This is a genomic window from Shewanella basaltis (genome assembly GCF_023283885.1).
GTDB classification, from domain to species: Bacteria; Pseudomonadota; Gammaproteobacteria; order Enterobacterales; family Shewanellaceae; genus Shewanella; species Shewanella basaltis.
Genome location: NZ_JAKILA010000009.1, coordinates 1 through 16956, shown reverse-complemented (window position 1 = coordinate 16956; position 16956 = coordinate 1). Strand labels below are relative to the sequence as shown.

The window sequence follows — 16956 nt, the reverse complement described above, 5'->3', positions numbered from 1 at the left end:
GCTCTACCGCTCGTCATCCCTGAGTGCTTTTATCAGGGAACCAGGTGTTGCTTTTGTGCTTGCCTTAAGAGTCAACACCTGGATTCCGGCTTTAAAAACGTTACCGGAATGACGTACTAAACACCTGGATTCCGGCTTTAAAAACGCTGCCGGAATGACGTAGTAGCTGGCGTTACCGGTATAACGTAAATGCTTTTGCTCTACCGCCCGTCATCCCTGAATGCTTGTATCAGGGATCCAGGTGTTGCTTTTGTGCTTGCCTTAAGAGTCAACACCTGGATTCCGGCTTTAAAAACGTTGCCGGAATGACGTACTAAACACCTGGATTCCGGCTTTAAAAACGCTGCTGGAATGACGTAGTAAACACCTGGATTCCGGCTTTAAAAACGCTGCCGGAATGACGTAGTAGCTGGCGTTGCCGGAATGACGAAGGTGAAGCATTGCTGGAATGACAAACAAAAAACCGTAAGCGTAGCGTTCTGTATACCGTCATCTAGCCACTAGCAGGACGAAGTCCGCTCTCTGGCGAGCTTGCGAACTCCTAGCCCCTCGCCCCTAAAATCAATATACGTTTTTGCCTACAAAGCCTTTAAAAAAGGTCAAAAACACGATTTTTACATCCCACCAGAGTGACCAGTTACGAATGTAGGCAAGGTCGTACTCAACGCGCATTTCCATTTTATCCAGGGTGTCTGTTTCACCGCGCCAGCCATTAACTTGTGCCCAGCCGGTAATGCCGGGTAACACTTTGTGGCGCAGCATATAGTAACTGACTAACTTACGGTATTCTTCGTTATGCGCTACCGCGTGCGGCCGCGGGCCAACCACCGACATATCGCCTTTTAACACATTAAAAAATTGCGGTAATTCGTCTAACGAGGTGCGGCGAATAAATGCCCCCACTTTAGTAATACGTGCATCACCTTTACGTGCCTGAGTAACCTTGCTGGCATTTTCGGTCACCGTCATAGAGCGAAACTTCCACACTTTAATTTTGCGACCATCTAAACCATAGCGGTCTTGTTTAAATAACACAGGGCCTGGGGACGACATATAAACGGCAATGGCAACAATTAACAACACAGGCGAAATGGCTATAATTGCACACAAACTAAATACAATATCAAAACTGCGTTTATAAAAACGCTTCATACCATTTACCGGCGATTCAAATACACTAATGGTGTCTACTTCACCCACGCTACCAATACGGCCGTTCATTAAGTTTTTCATTAAAAAGTCTGGGGTAATTAATACATCAACGGTACTGTCACCTAACTGCTGAATAATATCGGCAATGCGTTGCTCAGCCAATAACGGTAGGCAAATATACAACTTTTGCACATCACCACTGCGGGCTAACTCAATAGCCTGGTTAATATTGCCCTCAATTAACTTTGGCTCTAAATCGACTATTCTGCTGGGTTCTCTGTCATCAAAAAAGCCTATACAGTCAAAGCCCAATTCATCATGCTTCCAAATTTCTTCGTAAAGGTTCATGCCTGTTTGAGTTAGGCCAATAATAGCGACTTTTTCTGTATTTAAGCCTTTACTGCGACGAACGCGCTTTATTTCACGCACCATTAACCGCCAACTAAGCAAAAACACTACCGAGGTTATAAACCAGCCAATCATTACCACACGCGAATAGAGCTCAGCATATTTAAAAATAAACAGCACGGTAACCATAACCAAAAAGCACACAGTAATAACCATTACTAATAAACGGCACATGTGCGAAAATTTGCCTAAACGCCACGAACGGTATAAACCAATAGACTCACCAATATAACTAAACGATAACAACACACCAGATAACACTAATAAGTAATCTTTATTAAAGGCCACATTGTAACCATGCATCATAAATAATAACGCCGACACAATAAGCGACATATCAATGATACGAATAAAAAAACTCGAAGAAGAACCAATAAATTGAAACTTGGATGGTCTGTCCATTTGACTCACCTAAAATAACTAAACTAACGATAAGGACGCCAACTTTGGCAAAACTTGACTGACTAAAGATTGAGCTTTTTGTAAAGAATCACTTTCTGCATAACACCTAAACTCTGGTGCGTTACCCGACGGCCTTAAATGCACAACATCGCCCGAAGTTAAATTAAACCGTAAACCATCTACCGAACACAGCTTACTTAAATTGTTTTCACCCAGGCCAAGCTGGGCTAATAATTTGCCCGGAAAAGCATGACCAAACCCAATAATTTGTTTGCTCTTTTCAACCGCAAACTCAGTTACCCTGTCACTGTGGGTAAACCGTGTGGGTAAATTGGCAGACAAAGCTGAAATGCTTTGCTCTTTTGCAGCAAATAAAACCATTAATATAGGTAATAATGCGTCTCTGGTAGGTAATGCTTTAAGTAGCTGCTGGTTAACCTTAATATCGCTACCCAGTAAAAAACCACCATTGGCTTCAAAACCTGCAAATGTGGGGTAATTGCCCTGTAATGCCGAAAAGCCAGCAATAACGTAAGGTGAGCCAATTTTTGTACGCATAACCAATTTAAATGCCCCTGTTAACTCAACAGCGGTATTACAACTTACCGGAATCGCCAGCGCGTCGATGTTTAACGCTTTCGCGCACAACAAACACAATAAGTCACCGCGTAACCATTGGCCGTGCTCGTCGGCTAACATGGGTCTGTCGCCATCCCCGTCGGTAGAAAACAGCGCATCTAACTGATATTGCTTTGTCCAGTCTATGGCATGTTGATGGTCGGCCTCACTCACGGCTTCGGTGTCAATAGGTACAAACGTATCACTGCGGCCAATTAACACTACCTCGGCACCGAGCTGTTCAAATAATGCCGGGTAAATGTCACGCCCTGCACTTGAATGCTGATAAAAACCAATACGCTTGCCCGCTAAAAATGGGCTGTCGAACAAATCGAGGTAACGTGATACATAAGCATTTGCCGCGTCTAATGACGTTTGCAGCGCTACCAGATTGGTAATAGGTTCAAAAGTAAACTGGCCATTAATAATCGACGACTCATCTGCCTTAGTGATCTCACCATCTGGGCGATAAAACTTAAGGCCATTACGATCAAACGGAATATGGCTTCCGGTAACCATAATCGCTGGAATCGATAACGCCATTGCCTGGTTAGCTAATGCCGGTGTAGGCAACACGCCATAATAAATAACCGTTAAACCCAGTTGCTGCGCGGCACTGGCACAAGCTTGCGCCATAGCATAACTGCTAGGGCGGTTATCAATGGCAATGGCCAGCGTATTAAAACTAAACGCAAAGCGCATGGTTTGAACAAACGCCACAGTAAAAGCTGCGCACACATCAGGGTTAAAGTGTTCAACTAGGCCCCTGGCGCCGCTAGTTCCAAAGGCAATATTGCTGTGCTCAATCACTCTATGGCTTACCAACATTATTTAGCCTCCGTTGGCGCAACGCGGCCATAACGGTCTTCAAAACGCACAATATCGTCTTCGCCTAGGTACGAACCAGACTGCACCTCAATTAATTCTAAAGGCACTTTACCGGGATTTTCTAGCGCGTGTACAACCCCAACAGGAATGTAAGTTGACTGGTTTTCGGTGAGTAAAATGTCTTTATCACCATTGGTGACCTTGGCCGTACCCGACACTACAATCCAGTGTTCAGCCCGGTGATGATGCATTTGTACCGACAACTTGGCACCTGGTTTTACGGTAATACGCTTAACCTGAAAGCGGCCGCCATTATCAATAGAATCGTACTTACCCCATGGGCGATACACCTCACGGTGATGCTGCCACTCACTACGCTGCTCGGCTTTAAGTTGCTCAACCACCTGTTTAACCTGCTGCACCTCAGACTGCTTAGCCACTAAAATGGCGTCTTTGGTTTCAACCACCACAACATCATCTAGGCCAATGGTTGTTACTAATTTTTCGCTGGCATTCACATAGGTATTACGGGTATTAATACCAATCACATCGCCCTTAAACACATTGCCTTGCTCATCTTTGTCGTCTATTTCCCACAAAGCTGACCAACTGCCTACATCGCTCCAACCACAATCCATAGGCACTACAACACCGTGTTGGGTTTTCTCCATTACCGCATAATCAATAGAATCGTCTGGGCATGCTTCAAAGGCGGCTTTATTAATACGAATAAAATCGATATCGTGCGACACCTCTTGCATCGACGCTTCGCACGCAGCAAAAATAGCAGGGCTGTGTAATTTAAGCTCGTTTAAGTAGGTACTGGCTTTAAACATAAACATGCCGCTGTTCCAGTAATATTGCCCTGTTGCAATATAATCTTGTGCAGTAGCAAAATTTGGCTTTTCTACAAATTGCGCGATATCAAAACCTAATTCGCTTGCTAACGCATCACCCCGCTGAATATAACCATAACCGGTTTCTGGCGCGGTTGGCACTATGCCAAAAGTGACTAACTTATCTTGCTCAGCAAGTGGCATAGCCTTGGTTACTGCATGACAAAAAGCCGCTTCGTCTTTAATTACATGGTCTGCAGCTAGCACCAACATAACAGGGTCGTCGCCATTGCGAAGGGCCAACATGGCCGCTAACGCAATGGCAGGGGCGGTATTACGGCCAACAGGTTCAAGTACAATACCGCTGTTGGCAATACCATTTAATCTAAATTGCTCGGCAACCGAAAATCGATGCTCTTCATTGCAAATAACTAACGCAGGTTTATGTGCAATACCCGCAAGACGCTTGGCCGTGGTTTGCAACATAGAGTGATCACCGAGCAAGGTTAAAAATTGCTTAGGAAACTGCTGACGCGACAAAGGCCACAAACGCGAACCAGACCCGCCGGCCATAATTACAGGTAGAAGCATATAAAGACCTTATAAACTAAATATTACGATTTATTAATATGTAGAAAAAAAATTTTGGAATGCCAATAACATAGCGTTTAAATAATCGTTTGGGCTCAACAAGTAAACGGTATAACCACTCCAAACCAAACATTCGGAATAATTTAGGCGCCCGTGTAAACCTATTAGCTAAAAAGTCAATCACTGCACCACCACAAATCACCAGTACGGGGCCTTTTGCTACTTTAAGAATTTCTTTAGCCAATAACTCTTGCTTTGGCATTCCCATAGCGAGAATAATGAGAGTCTTTTGATTTAGGGATAATGAATCTGCTAGCTCAAATAAATAATCATCAATGTCTTTAAAACCATCTAAAAGAGTAACCTGGTGGCTATTTAATAGATTTTTGCTCCCAGTTGATAACCAAGGTTCTTGAGTACCAAAAACAAAAACATTTGAGTTTGAATTTTTTTCTAGATAGAGATTAACTAAGCTTGGTATAAAATCAGTACCATTCAAATTAACCCCAGGTGAGCAATTATTTAACTTACAGGCAATTTTTAAACCCATACCATCACGAAACTGATAAGTTAGAGAATCAAATGAATCCTTTATATTCACGTCATTATGAATTAAATTATAAGCATGCTGATTAACAAAACCAACCGAAATAGGTTGTTGCGTCAAAACGATTTTCTCTTTTATCAACGGTAGTTCTTTATGATCTACAAGTGTAAGGCGTTTAACGATGTGATCTTTTACTCTATCTTTATTGATAAACATCTAAATACTTCTCCGAGACAGTATCCCAAGAAAAAGTCCTTGAGTAATTAATAGCCAGACTTTCCATGTCTAGACTCCAATTTTCACATAAAAACTCTAAAGCCTTCGTAAATGATTGAGAATCGGTATCAAAAATTGCTCCACATTTTGATTCTTCGATAAATCGTTTAAAGCTAGGTGGGTTTGATGACAAAAGAGGTACCAAGCCGTAAGACATGAGTTCGATAATACTTAGTCCGAAGCCTTCGTATTCAGAAGCACTAACTGTAAATCTAGCCGTTTTAATGTGTCCCAAAATAATATCATCAGATTGATCTAATATAAGTTCAACATTGTCAGCGTTAAATATTTTTACACTTTGTTTTATTACTTCAATGTCACCAGTATTTGAACGGCCAATAACTTTTAGCTTTATACCAAACGTTTTCAATTTGGAAAAAAACTCAATTAATAAAGGGATCCTTTTATTATCACTGAATCGACCAAAATAAATAAAATCGTTACTTTTCACTAGGTTTTGATTATTTTTAATATCACCTAATTTTCTGAAACCAACGCCATTTTCTATAAGCACAACATTTTTATTTAAGCTTTTAAACAACTCGTAATCATTTACACTACAACAAGTTACCACATCAAATTGTGACAGTGAAAACGGTGTTATATATTTGAAAAAGAATCTTTTTAATTTTGCATTATTATTTGTATGAAAAAAACCACCATGAGTAGTTAATACTAACTTAGGCTTTAACAACCTAAGTCGTTTTAAAAAAGACAGATATTCAACAAAAAAGTCAACAGCATGTACGTGTATGACATCAAATTTATTTAACTCATTTAAAGGCAAGATACATAAAGAATAACGTTTGGAACCGAACCAAGGAAAACGCTTAACAACTATACTATTAAAATCATCTTCATAAGCAAGTACTTTGTCAGATTGAAAATCAGAGTTTAATGTATACACTTCAACACTATGACCTTTATCAATCTGTGTTTTTGCTAAATTAAATACTACATCTTCCAATCCACCAACACTAGGTAAAAATTGGCGAACTACATGAACAACTTTCATACATAATCCTTTTTGATTTTTTGCTCTTTATTTTTAACAAAACCGAACATAAACCAAAGCAATGGAGCTGTTTTTATTGAGTAAACAGAATTACCACTAACAATTATGTTAAGAAAAAGATAAAACGTAGCAAACCAAGCCATTCTCTTCGATAAAATATAGTTTTGATCATGAAATAAACATGTAAATAGATAAAGAAATAAAGCTCCAAAAATTGTAACGCTAGAGATAAGATATGGGTAACCACTATCCCAAAAATCATTAACTTTATTCACCCCAAACCCAAAGTAGTCAAAAAAATCAAATTCAACCAAATAAACCATCCCTTTAAAAAATCTACCTGAAATATTATCAGAATATATTACATTAAAACTACTTACATAAAACACTCCTAATAAAACCACAAAAGGAACTAACAAGAAATTAAAATATTTTGGTAAGTTTTTTGTGAACAGAAAAATTAAACTATAAACAAAAATCAATCCACCAGCACTTCTAGACTCGGTTGATGTTACAGATAAAAAAATTAACGCTATATAAAAAAAACAAAACCTACTACCTATATTTTTACTAAATAAAAGCAAGTAGATAAAAACAATCTGACTGTAATTCCCCAGACTTACTTGCTCTAAGAAAATAGAAGATGTTCGTGGACCATCAAAAAAACCATATGAAAATCGCCCTTCAAAACTTAAAGCAGCATTAAACAAACCTGTTGAATTATATTCTCTTACATCATGACCTCTTGTTGCCGAATAATAATTAGCAGGTTCGAATATATAGGCATACAAATCTAAGCTTACTATTTCAATCAACAAAAATATAAAAACACATAGTGACACTATAAAAAAAACCTTGTGAAAGTCATTTCTACTAACTAAAAAACCACTAAAAGAAAAAAGTATAACAATTAAAAAATTCCTTAACCCATCAACAAAAAAGACACCACTGTCTTTAGCAAAAGATGTCAACAACATAGAAAAAAAAGCAACTAATAAAAAAAAGCAAAACAACTTATAAACATCCCGAGCTAAGTAATTGGCCCTATTCATTAATACAAAATAAAAAGCTAAAATGTTATAAATACATACCTCTGAAGCTATAACAACAAACTTATTTAATGTAAAAAGGTGTGCATTCGTAAAAGACAAAAAAGCATTGAGCATAATACTTGCTAAAACTAAATAGCTGATATTTCTAGAAACAATATGATTGTTTGTATTTAAAATCGAACGCATTCAAAGTCTCTTTAAACCTATATCATTAAAAAGGTTATTCCATTTATGAATTATGTTTTTAGATTCAAATTCATAAATCGATTTAAAATCAAAAGCTTTAGGCTCTGGCAGATTACTCAAAACAGATATTAGCTCATTAATATTATTATATAAAAAACCAGTAGACTCATTAACTAATTCAGTTATCCCCCCTGATGAACAAGCAATTACAGGGGTTTTGTTGATGTAAGATTCGATAATAATCCTGCCAAATGGTTCACGCCAAACACTTGGTACAACTAGGTAATCTACACTTTGAATAAAGCTATTACTTTCAACATAACCTAAAAATTCTATATCTACTTTTTTGTCAGTTGCTAAACTTATAAGCTTTTCTATGTATTCAACTTCACCATCACCAGCTATCAACAACTTAAGGTTACAATTAGTAGATTTTGAAATAGCTTTAATTAACTCATCAATCCCTTTGGTTGGGTGAATACGCCCCAAGTAACCTAAAGTGATTAAGTCTCTATTAAAATTTTTAACTAAACCTACATCTGAATTAAATTTTACTACCATTTCACTATCAAAACAAATATTAGGGATAATGGCTTTAAGAGATGAGTTAAAGTAGCCATGCTTTAAGTGCTCATTTAGTACAAAACTACTTATACCAACTACAGCATCTGGATACTGGCTCATTTTCTTTTTGTTTACATTAAAGATCCTACACTTACGACACCTTGATTCGTTACAGTTTTTACCATCAACAAATAAAGCACCATTCAAGCACATTAAATAGTAACTTCTTAAAACTACTACGCTTTTTATTTTGTTTTGCCTTAGCATTCGCCAAAGATAAGTTGAAACATCTTCAATTGTACTAGTAATAACCACATCAGGTTTAAATGATAAAATTTTATCAAGTAATTGCGACGCCAAAATGGAATTGTACTCCTCCCTAATTCGCCACAAAAACTTATCGACTACATTAACATCATTGTAAAAAATAGAATAACTTTTATCTGGCTTTAGCCTTAACACATTAACACCATCAATGATATCTGAAGATTCTTTTTTATCAAAACTAATTGATAAAACGTCATTTCCAGCTTGATAAAATCCTTCAGCAAGAGCTTTAGTTGATATTTCAGCCCCCCCACGAATTAAGGGAGGATAACACGAAGATAAAATAACAATTCTCAAAGTACCACCTTTACATTGAAACACAACAACCAAAACAAAAAAATTGGTGACAAAGTTTTTATATAAAATAAAAAAACACTCTCACAATATACGTATTTGTACATTAAAAAATAACAAACCAAAAAATTAATAAAAAAAGCAAATACAAGACTGGTGGCTAAAGTAGCTAATTCACCTAAATACAATCCAAGAAACATTGAACTCAGAAATGTAAATACAGAAAATAAACCATACTTGAACATTAGCTTTACTTCATTTAATGCTTGAAAAAAACCACCACTACTAGATAGAATACATTGCACTGGGATTGAAAGTGAAAATATCTGAAGTAATACAGCCACTTGCCCCCACTGTTCACCTAATACGATGTATACTATTTCTTTAGAAAAAACAAAGAAGATAAACCCTACCAGTGAAGAAATTATTGATATTTTATAACAAAATTTTAAATGTACAGATTGTACTTCTTCTCTGTTATTAGAAATTTTCGAAATCACTGGTTGTATAGCAGGATTCATAGCGTATGTTAAAAGCATCAGTGGATATTTCATCAGATGATATGCTTTATCGTACACCCCCAAAGAAACACTCCCCAAATATTTACCAACCAATAAATTATCAAAGTTTCTTGACAAGAAGTTTAAAAAACTGAATAAAAACTGATACAATGAAAACTTAAATAGCAATTTAATCTCACTTACATAAAAACCTACACAAGGTCGCTTAAACTCAGTAGATGCAGAAAAGTAATATAATATTATAAAGTTGACAATTGGTATTACTGCAAGCCTAGATGCTAATGTTGATACAGAGTCAAAACTATCATACATAATAAAAATAACAAAAACTGAAGTACACTCAGAAATAACCCCTGCTTTTGCAATCTTAATAAACTTCTGTTCACGTTGTAAAAAAGCTAACGGAACAACTAAAAAGGAAAAAAACATAATCCCTATTGAAAGGAATGGCATAGCTTGTAGTAATTTATCTTGATTAAAAAATGAGGACAATGTCGAACCAAATAGATAAAATGTGATCGAAGAGAATAATCCAACTAACAATGTAAAAGTAAATATCCCATTCTTACTTTTCACTGAAAGATTATTCAAATTAATTATTGCTGGACCAATGCCTGCTTCAGAAAACATCTGGAACATAAGGTAAAAAAAACTTATTATAGCTATTACACCAAAATCTTCAGGAGTAAAAAGCCTTGATAGTATAATTAAAGACATAAAGTTAGTTATGTAAACAAGGTATTTACCAAACATACTTTTAAGTATACTCTTATACAATAAGATCATAATTAATCATTCCCAAACAAATCTCTTGTATAAACTTTATCAGCCACATCAACTAGCTCTTCAGATGCTCTATTTGACACAATCACATCGGCATCAGCTTTAAACTGTTCAAGATTTCGGTATACCTTTGAATTAAAAAACTCATCTTGTTGCATAACCGGTTCGTAAATAATCACCTCTATGCCTTTGGCTTTAATGCGCTTCATTACCCCTTGAATACTTGATGCACGAAAGTTGTCGGAGCCCGATTTCATGATTAAACGGTAAATACCGACTTTTTTGGGGTTACGCTTTAAGATTGATTCGGCAATAAAGTCTTTACGGGTGGTGTTGGCATCGACAATGGCGCCGATTAAGTTATTTGGTACATCGGCATAATTTGCACGTAGTTGCTTGGTGTCTTTGGGTAAGCAGTAACCACCATAACCAAATGAAGGGTTGTTATAATGGTTACCTATACGTGGGTCTAAACACACGCCATCGATAATTTGCTTACTGTCCAGGCCATGTGACTCTGCGTAGGTGTCTAGCTCGTTAAAGTAAGCAACACGTAAGGCCAGGTAGGTATTTGAAAACAACTTAACCGCTTCTGCCTCGGTTGAGTGAGTAAATAGCACTTGCACGTCTTTTTTTATTGCGCCTTGCAATAACAAATTAGCAAAGTTTTTTGCACGCTCACTTAATTCGCCCACAATAATACGCGACGGGTATAAATTATCATGCAGTGCTTTGCCCTCACGTAAAAACTCGGGTGAGAATAATATGTTGTCGCAACCCACTTCTTGTTTAATGCGCTCGGTATAACCCACAGGCACGGTAGATTTTATCACCATGACAGCGTTGGGGTTGATACTGACTACATCGTTAATGACAGACTCTACTGATGAGGTATTAAAGTAGTTGGTTTTTGGGTCGTAGTCTGTTGGTGTGGCGATAATGACAAAGTCTGCGTTGCTATAGGCAGCGTGTTTATCTAGGGTCGCGGTGAAGTTTAACGGCTTGTTGGCGAGGAAGTCTTCGATTTCAACATCGGCTATTGGCGAGATTTTATCGTTAAGCTGGCTAATTTTTTGCTCGATAATATCGACAGCCACAACCTCGTGATGTTGTGCCAGTAACATTGCATTAGAAAGGCCGACATAGCCTGTGCCTGCGATGGCAATTTTCATTTGATTAACTTCCTGTTGATCGTAAATTGGTTTTAATGCGTATTTTGTATAGTGATGTTCTAGGTAAAAGCATAAAGGTCATAGAGATAAAGCAACACCTGGATTCCTGATACAAGCACTCAGGAATGACGAGCGGTGAAGCAACCGCCTTTAGAGCAACACCTGGGTTCCCAATGTTGTCATTCCGGTAATGCTTTTGAGCCGGAATCCAGCTTTTTACCGCGTTACTAAGAGCAACACCTGGATTCCTGATACAAGCACTCAGGAATGACGAGCGGTGAAGCAACAGCCTTTAGAGCAACACCTGGATTCCCAATGTTGTCATTCCGGTAATGCTTTTGAGCCGGAATCCAGCTTTTTACCGCTTTAATAGAACAACACCTGGATTCCTGATACAAGCATTCAGGAATGACGAGCGATGAAGCAACCGCTTTTTACGGCTTTAATAAAACAACACCTGGATTCCCAATGTTGTCATTCCGGTAATGCTTTTGAGCCGGAATCCAGCTTTTTACCGCGTTAATAAAGCAACACCTGGATTCCTGATACAAGCACTCAGGAATGACGGGCGGTGAAGCTAAGGTGAAAGTAAAAAATGCCTTTGCCTGAAAAAAGGCACGCTACCGCCACTAGATTGCAGCCTCTAGATTGCTGTAAAACCTGCTAACTTGTTATTTTTACTCGTGCTTTGTAAATTTTTAAGATGTTGACGTTTTGAGGGAAACTGTAGAAAGGTCCTGCGGCTAACGCTCGCTTGCCTAGTGATAAGTGATGCTTTACTTGCTAGCACTTATTGCTACGGCCATACATTTAACACTGTGATGCTGCGCAGCATTACACCTAAAAGTATGTATTTTGGACACAATGGGAAACAACAACGATATGAGATCGCATCGGTAACTAATGAGGTTAAATCTGATGATTTTGTGCCTCAACAACAGTTCACGGTGGCGTCATGCCTTGTATGAATGTTCCCTTTCTACTCTCTGTTTTTACGTCTGTCCTCTTAATGATTCGGCGATTATAATGTATACCGTAATTTAATGACAGTTTTTTGACGCTTTTTTTTAAATGTTATTTTTACGTCACTTTTGCTCTTTTAAAACAGTTAAAATGGCACGTTAGCCTGAATAACTTTTGCCACCTCACTTTTTACAACACGAAACACTGTAAAGTTACTGCATAGTTTTTTTATCTACATCACAGGCAATGCCATAACGTTTATAGTGAACAACCCTGTTACCCTGCATGCGACATTTTGGAACAAATAGTGCTGTTTTGGTGCAACACAAAATACATCACTTTGGATATATCCTTTTTTAACATTAGTGTCGCCCTAACCATTCGCTTTTACACTAAAAACCAGTAACACTCTATTTTTAAAACCTTTTATTTAAATCTAACTTTTGAGTAAGGTTATACTTTGTACACACCAGAATGTTAACCACGCAGATTTAGGTTATTTTTTAACCACAAACTGTGTTTTTTACGTTCGCACTAATCATGTATTGCTGTTTAACACCCGAAGCTCACTGAACAATAAACAATTAGCATGCCAACAAATTGACAGTGTCAAATTTAGCTGGCCGTTTAACTGTTTGCAGATGAAATATTAAGTTTTTTATTTTGATACAACTTTAGGATGAGGCTTAACAAAATGTTACGTTTAAAACGATAAAGCGTTGCTATTATCGCCATTTTATTGTTGTTTTAAGATTAACTAGATTATGATGTGCGCTGTTATAGCATTCATTTATGTAGATTTATTACAAATACTTTTAAATAGGCATTTACAGTAGGCATTTTGGGCATTCGCTTGGCTAGTTTAAGCAAACATACCTGTCGCCGTTGGCTCATATTGCCAGTGGTGTTTTCGGCTATGTGTATTGCTAACATAGCCAATGAGCTATTTACCCCTGATTTTTTTAACGTTGTAGAACAACGTTATGGCGCAAAGCGAGTTGACGATTTTAACGATTGGCGCGATACCATTAACGAAGGTATGCAACTTAGTGTTACCGATAAATTGTATTTGGCCAACCAATTTGCAAATCGGCGGATTCGTTTTACCAGCGACAGCGAACACTGGAATAAAAGCGATTATTGGGCTACGCCTATAGAGTCTTTAGGCACTAAAGGTGGTGATTGTGAAGACTTTGCCATTTTTAAGTACTTTACGCTTAAAGCTATGGGGGTTGATGAAAGTAAAATGCGTTTAATGTATGTGCGTGCTTTACTGATTAATGAACCACATATGGTACTTATTTATCTTGAAACGCCAGGGGCGATGCCGTTGGTGTTAGATAATTTAAAAACTCGCATTTTGCCTGCCAACCAACGCCGAGATTTAAAGCCGATATATTCGTTTAACGGCCAGGGTTTGTGGTTAGCAAAAGCACAAGGGTTAGGTAGTAGTAAACCTAGCAGTGCGGGGACAAAAACGTGGACAGATTTAGTTAATAGAATAGAAAACGGCGAATAACGATAACAGGGTTAACAATAATGTTTAGAAAGGGAATGTCTTTACGGTTGCAATTGTATTTATTGATTGCGTGTTTGTGTTTATTTAGCTTTGGCGCGGCGCTGTATAATAATGTGTCGAACATGCGCGACTATTTAAATGAGCAACTAGCCTCGCATGCACAAGGTGCTGCCCACAGTTTGGGGTTGTCTATATCACCTTACATGGATGAAGAAGGCCTGGTGATTGCCGAAACCATGACCAATGCCATTTTTGACTCTGGTTATTATCAGCACATTACGTTTACCGACCTTGACGGCAAGGTTTTATTTAAACGCGACAACCCTAATGGTAATTTTGCTGTACCTCAGTGGTTTATTGACTGGTTTACCTTGCACCCTCCGGTGATGACCAGTGAAGTAAGCGACGGTTGGCGTATTGCTGGCACATTGGCCGTGCAGTCGCATGCGGGTACCTCTTATAAAAGTTTATGGGACCATGCTATTAGCAGTTTAACCGCCACCTTATTACAGTTATTTGCGGCGTTGTTTTGCGCTTATTTAATTTTAAAAGCGGTGCTTAATCCGTTACGCCACATTGAAAAACAAGCTGAGTCGGTTATACAAAAACGCTTTACGCTTAATTCGATTAATCCGTTTACCTCTGAACTGCGCACGGTAGTGAATGCCATTAACCGCATGGTTGAAAATGTGCAGCGCTCGTTTAACGAGCAAACCAAACTTGCCGAGGCGTTGTCGCAAGAGGTTTACATTGACCCCCACACAGGCTTGCCAAACCGCCGTGCATTGTTAAAACGTTTTGAGTCGATTCAGGCAGAATATGATGTACACGGTAATCGATTTTATTTGGGTTTAGTGTCTATGACCTCGTTAAAACACATTAACGATATTGAGGGTTATGGCAGCGGTGATGATTATATTTTGGCTGGGGCACAATTATTTAGCCAGCAGATGAGTAACTTGCAAGATGCAACCTTATACCGTATTTCGGGCTCTGAGTTTGCTTTTTTAAGCTTATTAACTGAAGACGCCGCCAAAACAATAGATCAGCAAATTGCCAGTGTTATTCACATTGAAAGCTCAGACAGATTTGTACATGGTTTTGCTAAGCATTCGCTTACGCGGGTTAACCACGAAGAACAATTTGCTGAGGTAGTTAAGCGTTTAGACCATCAGCTTGTGCATAATCAGTATGCACACAACGACACAGGTTTAGTGACGCCCCAGTCAATGCAAAAAAACCACACTCGTGAAGAATGGGTGGGTATGTTAACTCAGTTTACTGAGTATTTTAAAAATGAGATTAGCCATTGTCATCCAAATGATTTTGCCATTAAGTGTATTCCGCTAGACAAGATTTTTGATTTAATGCTGCAACCTGTAGTGGACGACAACCAGTCGATTCTTTATGTTGAGTCATTTGTGCGTTTTAAAGTAGACGGTGAAGTGTTGTCGACATTAGACGTGTTTGCCATGGCAGAACGTTTAGGTGTGTTACAGGAGCTTGAACAAGCCGTTGTGTGTTTTATATTTTATAAGCTCACGCACATTGAACATACCCGTGTGGCCATTAACATTAGTAACCGTGCGCTGCATAATTCGGTATTTACTGATTGGTTGTTCGATACTTACCAAAAAATGCATAAATCGCTTCCACCACTTTTGTATGAATTTAACGAGTCGGGCGCCATGCTTTCGCTTGAGTCTACAGAGAAATTTATTCGCCGCGCAAAACAATTAGACATAGCGATTGCTATTGAACGTTTTGGCTCAAGTTTAAGCTCGTTTTGTTATATCCGTAACTTAAACATTGATTTTATTAAGATTGACCCTAGTTACGTACGTGATATCGCCCAGGCTGATACGCGCTTTTTTGTGCAAACCGTGACCCAAATATGCCATGGTATTGGCATAAAAATCATTGCGCCACAGGTAGAATCGGCCATGATAGGTGAACATTTTTCACTCATGAATATAGACGGATTGCAAGGCAATGGATTGTATGCTGTACGGAATTTCAGTACAATTATTCCTGCAAACGCTAACCACTCATGGACATGTGCATTGCAGCTGAACGACTTTAGTCAATCAACCAATCACGAGGCAAGATAATGCGTAAGAATAAATTAACTTTGTTATTAGTTTCGGCATTAATGACTGCCGGAATGTCTGCGGGTGTTACTGCAGCTGAAGAAACACTAACTGCGAGCACGCAAAGTGTGCCGGTTTCAGAAGCCGCAACCCAATTAGCCAATGCCTTTGTTGCCGCAAATGGTGATGAAGCACTGATTATTGAGGCAATACAAGCCGCTGTTGCTGCAGGTATGACACCTGACGATATTTTAGCGATTGCTGTTGCCAACGGTATTGACCCTGCTATTGTTGCTGCAAACATTGAAGAATTACAAACCGCTGCTGGCGGCGCATTTGGTGCAGCCCCTGCTCCTGGCGGCCCAGGTTTTGGCGGCGGTTCTGGCGGTGGTGCAGGCACAATCTCTAGCAACTAATCCTTTACGATTAGATGAGCTAACCAATAAAGCCCATTAATTTGGGCTTTTTTGTGGGTGTTTGTAAAAGAAGGAACTAGGTGGTAGCTGGTAGGTATTGTTGCTCTACCCGCTCGTCAGTTTTTTCCGTCATCCTCGAGTGCTTTCATTGAGGATTTAAGTGTTGCTTCACCGCACGTCATCTTTTGCCGTCATCCCTGAGTGCTTGTATCAGGGATCCAGGTGTTTCTTTTGACTTTGCTTGAAACGTAAAAACAACTGCTGGATTCCGGCTCAACAGCGTTACCGGAATGACGGAGTAGTGGGCGTCATCTTAATACAAATGAGTAAATGACGGTGTAGTTAATGGTGTTGGTCACTGGTTTTAGCTGTTGCTTTATCTTTTTTCTCGTCATC

The 16956-nt window shown here is 38.6% G+C and carries 12 protein-coding genes; 3 read left to right on the top strand and 9 right to left on the bottom strand.

The genetic code is table 11. The features are described 5' to 3' along the window. Positions 1 to 561: 561 nt before the first annotated feature. Genes L2703_RS08430 through L2703_RS08390 form a run of 9 tightly spaced genes read right to left on the bottom strand, consistent with a single transcriptional unit; the run spans position 562 to position 11572 of the window. Complete coding sequence (locus L2703_RS08430) at positions 562 to 1962, bottom strand: undecaprenyl-phosphate glucose phosphotransferase (RefSeq protein ID WP_248970662.1); 1401 nt, start codon at positions 1960 to 1962, stop codon at positions 562 to 564. An 18-nt stretch (positions 1963 to 1980) separates the two neighbouring features. Then, the gene (locus L2703_RS08425) at positions 1981 to 3408 is read right to left on the bottom strand and encodes a phosphomannomutase (protein WP_248970661.1); all 1428 of its coding nucleotides are present in this window, start codon (positions 3406 to 3408) and stop codon (positions 1981 to 1983) included. Then, the gene (locus L2703_RS08420) at positions 3408 to 4835 is read right to left on the bottom strand and encodes a mannose-1-phosphate guanylyltransferase/mannose-6-phosphate isomerase (RefSeq protein WP_248970660.1); all 1428 of its coding nucleotides are present in this window, start codon (positions 4833 to 4835) and stop codon (positions 3408 to 3410) included. Before L2703_RS08420 ends, L2703_RS08425 begins: the two co-directional genes overlap by 1 nt. A 16-nt stretch (positions 4836 to 4851) precedes the next feature. After that, the gene (locus L2703_RS08415) at positions 4852 to 5598 is read right to left on the bottom strand and encodes a WecB/TagA/CpsF family glycosyltransferase (RefSeq protein WP_248970659.1); all 747 of its coding nucleotides are present in this window, start codon (positions 5596 to 5598) and stop codon (positions 4852 to 4854) included. After that, positions 5585 to 6673, bottom strand: coding sequence for a glycosyltransferase family 4 protein (locus L2703_RS08410; protein WP_248970658.1), 1089 nt, complete (start codon positions 6671 to 6673; stop codon positions 5585 to 5587). Before L2703_RS08410 ends, L2703_RS08415 begins: the two co-directional genes overlap by 14 nt. Beyond that, complete coding sequence (locus L2703_RS08405; protein ID WP_248970657.1) at positions 6670 to 7911, bottom strand: hypothetical protein; 1242 nt, start codon at positions 7909 to 7911, stop codon at positions 6670 to 6672. The genes L2703_RS08410 and L2703_RS08405 overlap by 4 nt, the downstream gene beginning before the upstream one ends. Further along, positions 7912 to 9099, bottom strand: a complete 1188-nt coding sequence (locus L2703_RS08400; protein ID WP_248970656.1) for a glycosyltransferase — start codon at positions 9097 to 9099, stop codon at positions 7912 to 7914. Continuing rightward, the gene (locus L2703_RS08395) at positions 9096 to 10403 is read right to left on the bottom strand and encodes an oligosaccharide flippase family protein (RefSeq protein WP_283107842.1); all 1308 of its coding nucleotides are present in this window, start codon (positions 10401 to 10403) and stop codon (positions 9096 to 9098) included. Before L2703_RS08395 ends, L2703_RS08400 begins: the two co-directional genes overlap by 4 nt. 2 nt (positions 10404 to 10405) lie before the next feature. Next, positions 10406 to 11572, bottom strand: a complete 1167-nt coding sequence (locus L2703_RS08390; RefSeq protein WP_248970654.1) for a nucleotide sugar dehydrogenase — start codon at positions 11570 to 11572, stop codon at positions 10406 to 10408. 1816 nt (positions 11573 to 13388) lie between these two features. On the opposite strand from L2703_RS08390, the gene L2703_RS08385 reads away from it, so the two are divergent. Genes L2703_RS08385 through L2703_RS08375 form a run of 3 tightly spaced genes read left to right on the top strand, consistent with a single transcriptional unit; the run spans position 13389 to position 16560 of the window. Beyond that, positions 13389 to 14054: a transglutaminase-like cysteine peptidase gene (locus L2703_RS08385; RefSeq protein ID WP_248970653.1), complete on the top strand. Its 666-nt coding sequence runs from the start codon at positions 13389 to 13391 to the stop codon at positions 14052 to 14054. 35 nt (positions 14055 to 14089) lie between these two features. Further along, complete coding sequence (locus L2703_RS08380; protein WP_248970652.1) at positions 14090 to 16165, top strand: bifunctional diguanylate cyclase/phosphodiesterase; 2076 nt, start codon at positions 14090 to 14092, stop codon at positions 16163 to 16165. Further along, positions 16165 to 16560 carry a hypothetical protein gene (locus L2703_RS08375; protein WP_248970651.1) on the top strand — a complete coding sequence of 132 codons (396 nt, stop codon included), beginning with the start codon at positions 16165 to 16167 and terminating at the stop codon, positions 16558 to 16560. The genes L2703_RS08380 and L2703_RS08375 overlap by 1 nt, the downstream gene beginning before the upstream one ends. Positions 16561 to 16956: the final 396 nt, after the last annotated feature.

Excerpts from the sequence above, each read along its gene's own strand:
- L2703_RS08430 (WP_248970662.1), bottom strand. The coding sequence starts at position 1,962 with ATGGACAGACCATCCAAGTTTCAATTTATTGGTTCTTCTTCGAGTTTT.
- L2703_RS08395 (WP_283107842.1), bottom strand. The coding sequence starts at position 10,403 with ATGATCTTATTGTATAAGAGTATACTTAAAAGTATGTTTGGTAAATAC.
- L2703_RS08390 (WP_248970654.1), bottom strand. The coding sequence starts at position 11,572 with ATGAAAATTGCCATCGCAGGCACAGGCTATGTCGGCCTTTCTAATGCA.
- L2703_RS08405 (WP_248970657.1), bottom strand. The coding sequence starts at position 7,911 with ATGCGTTCGATTTTAAATACAAACAATCATATTGTTTCTAGAAATATC.
- L2703_RS08410 (WP_248970658.1), bottom strand. The coding sequence starts at position 6,673 with ATGAAAGTTGTTCATGTAGTTCGCCAATTTTTACCTAGTGTTGGTGGA.
- L2703_RS08415 (WP_248970659.1), bottom strand. The coding sequence starts at position 5,598 with ATGTTTATCAATAAAGATAGAGTAAAAGATCACATCGTTAAACGCCTT.
- L2703_RS08420 (WP_248970660.1), bottom strand. The coding sequence starts at position 4,835 with ATGCTTCTACCTGTAATTATGGCCGGCGGGTCTGGTTCGCGTTTGTGG.
- L2703_RS08380 (WP_248970652.1), top strand. The coding sequence starts at position 14,090 with ATGTCTTTACGGTTGCAATTGTATTTATTGATTGCGTGTTTGTGTTTA.
- L2703_RS08425 (WP_248970661.1), bottom strand. The coding sequence starts at position 3,408 with ATGTTGGTAAGCCATAGAGTGATTGAGCACAGCAATATTGCCTTTGGA.
- L2703_RS08375 (WP_248970651.1), top strand. The coding sequence starts at position 16,165 with ATGCGTAAGAATAAATTAACTTTGTTATTAGTTTCGGCATTAATGACT.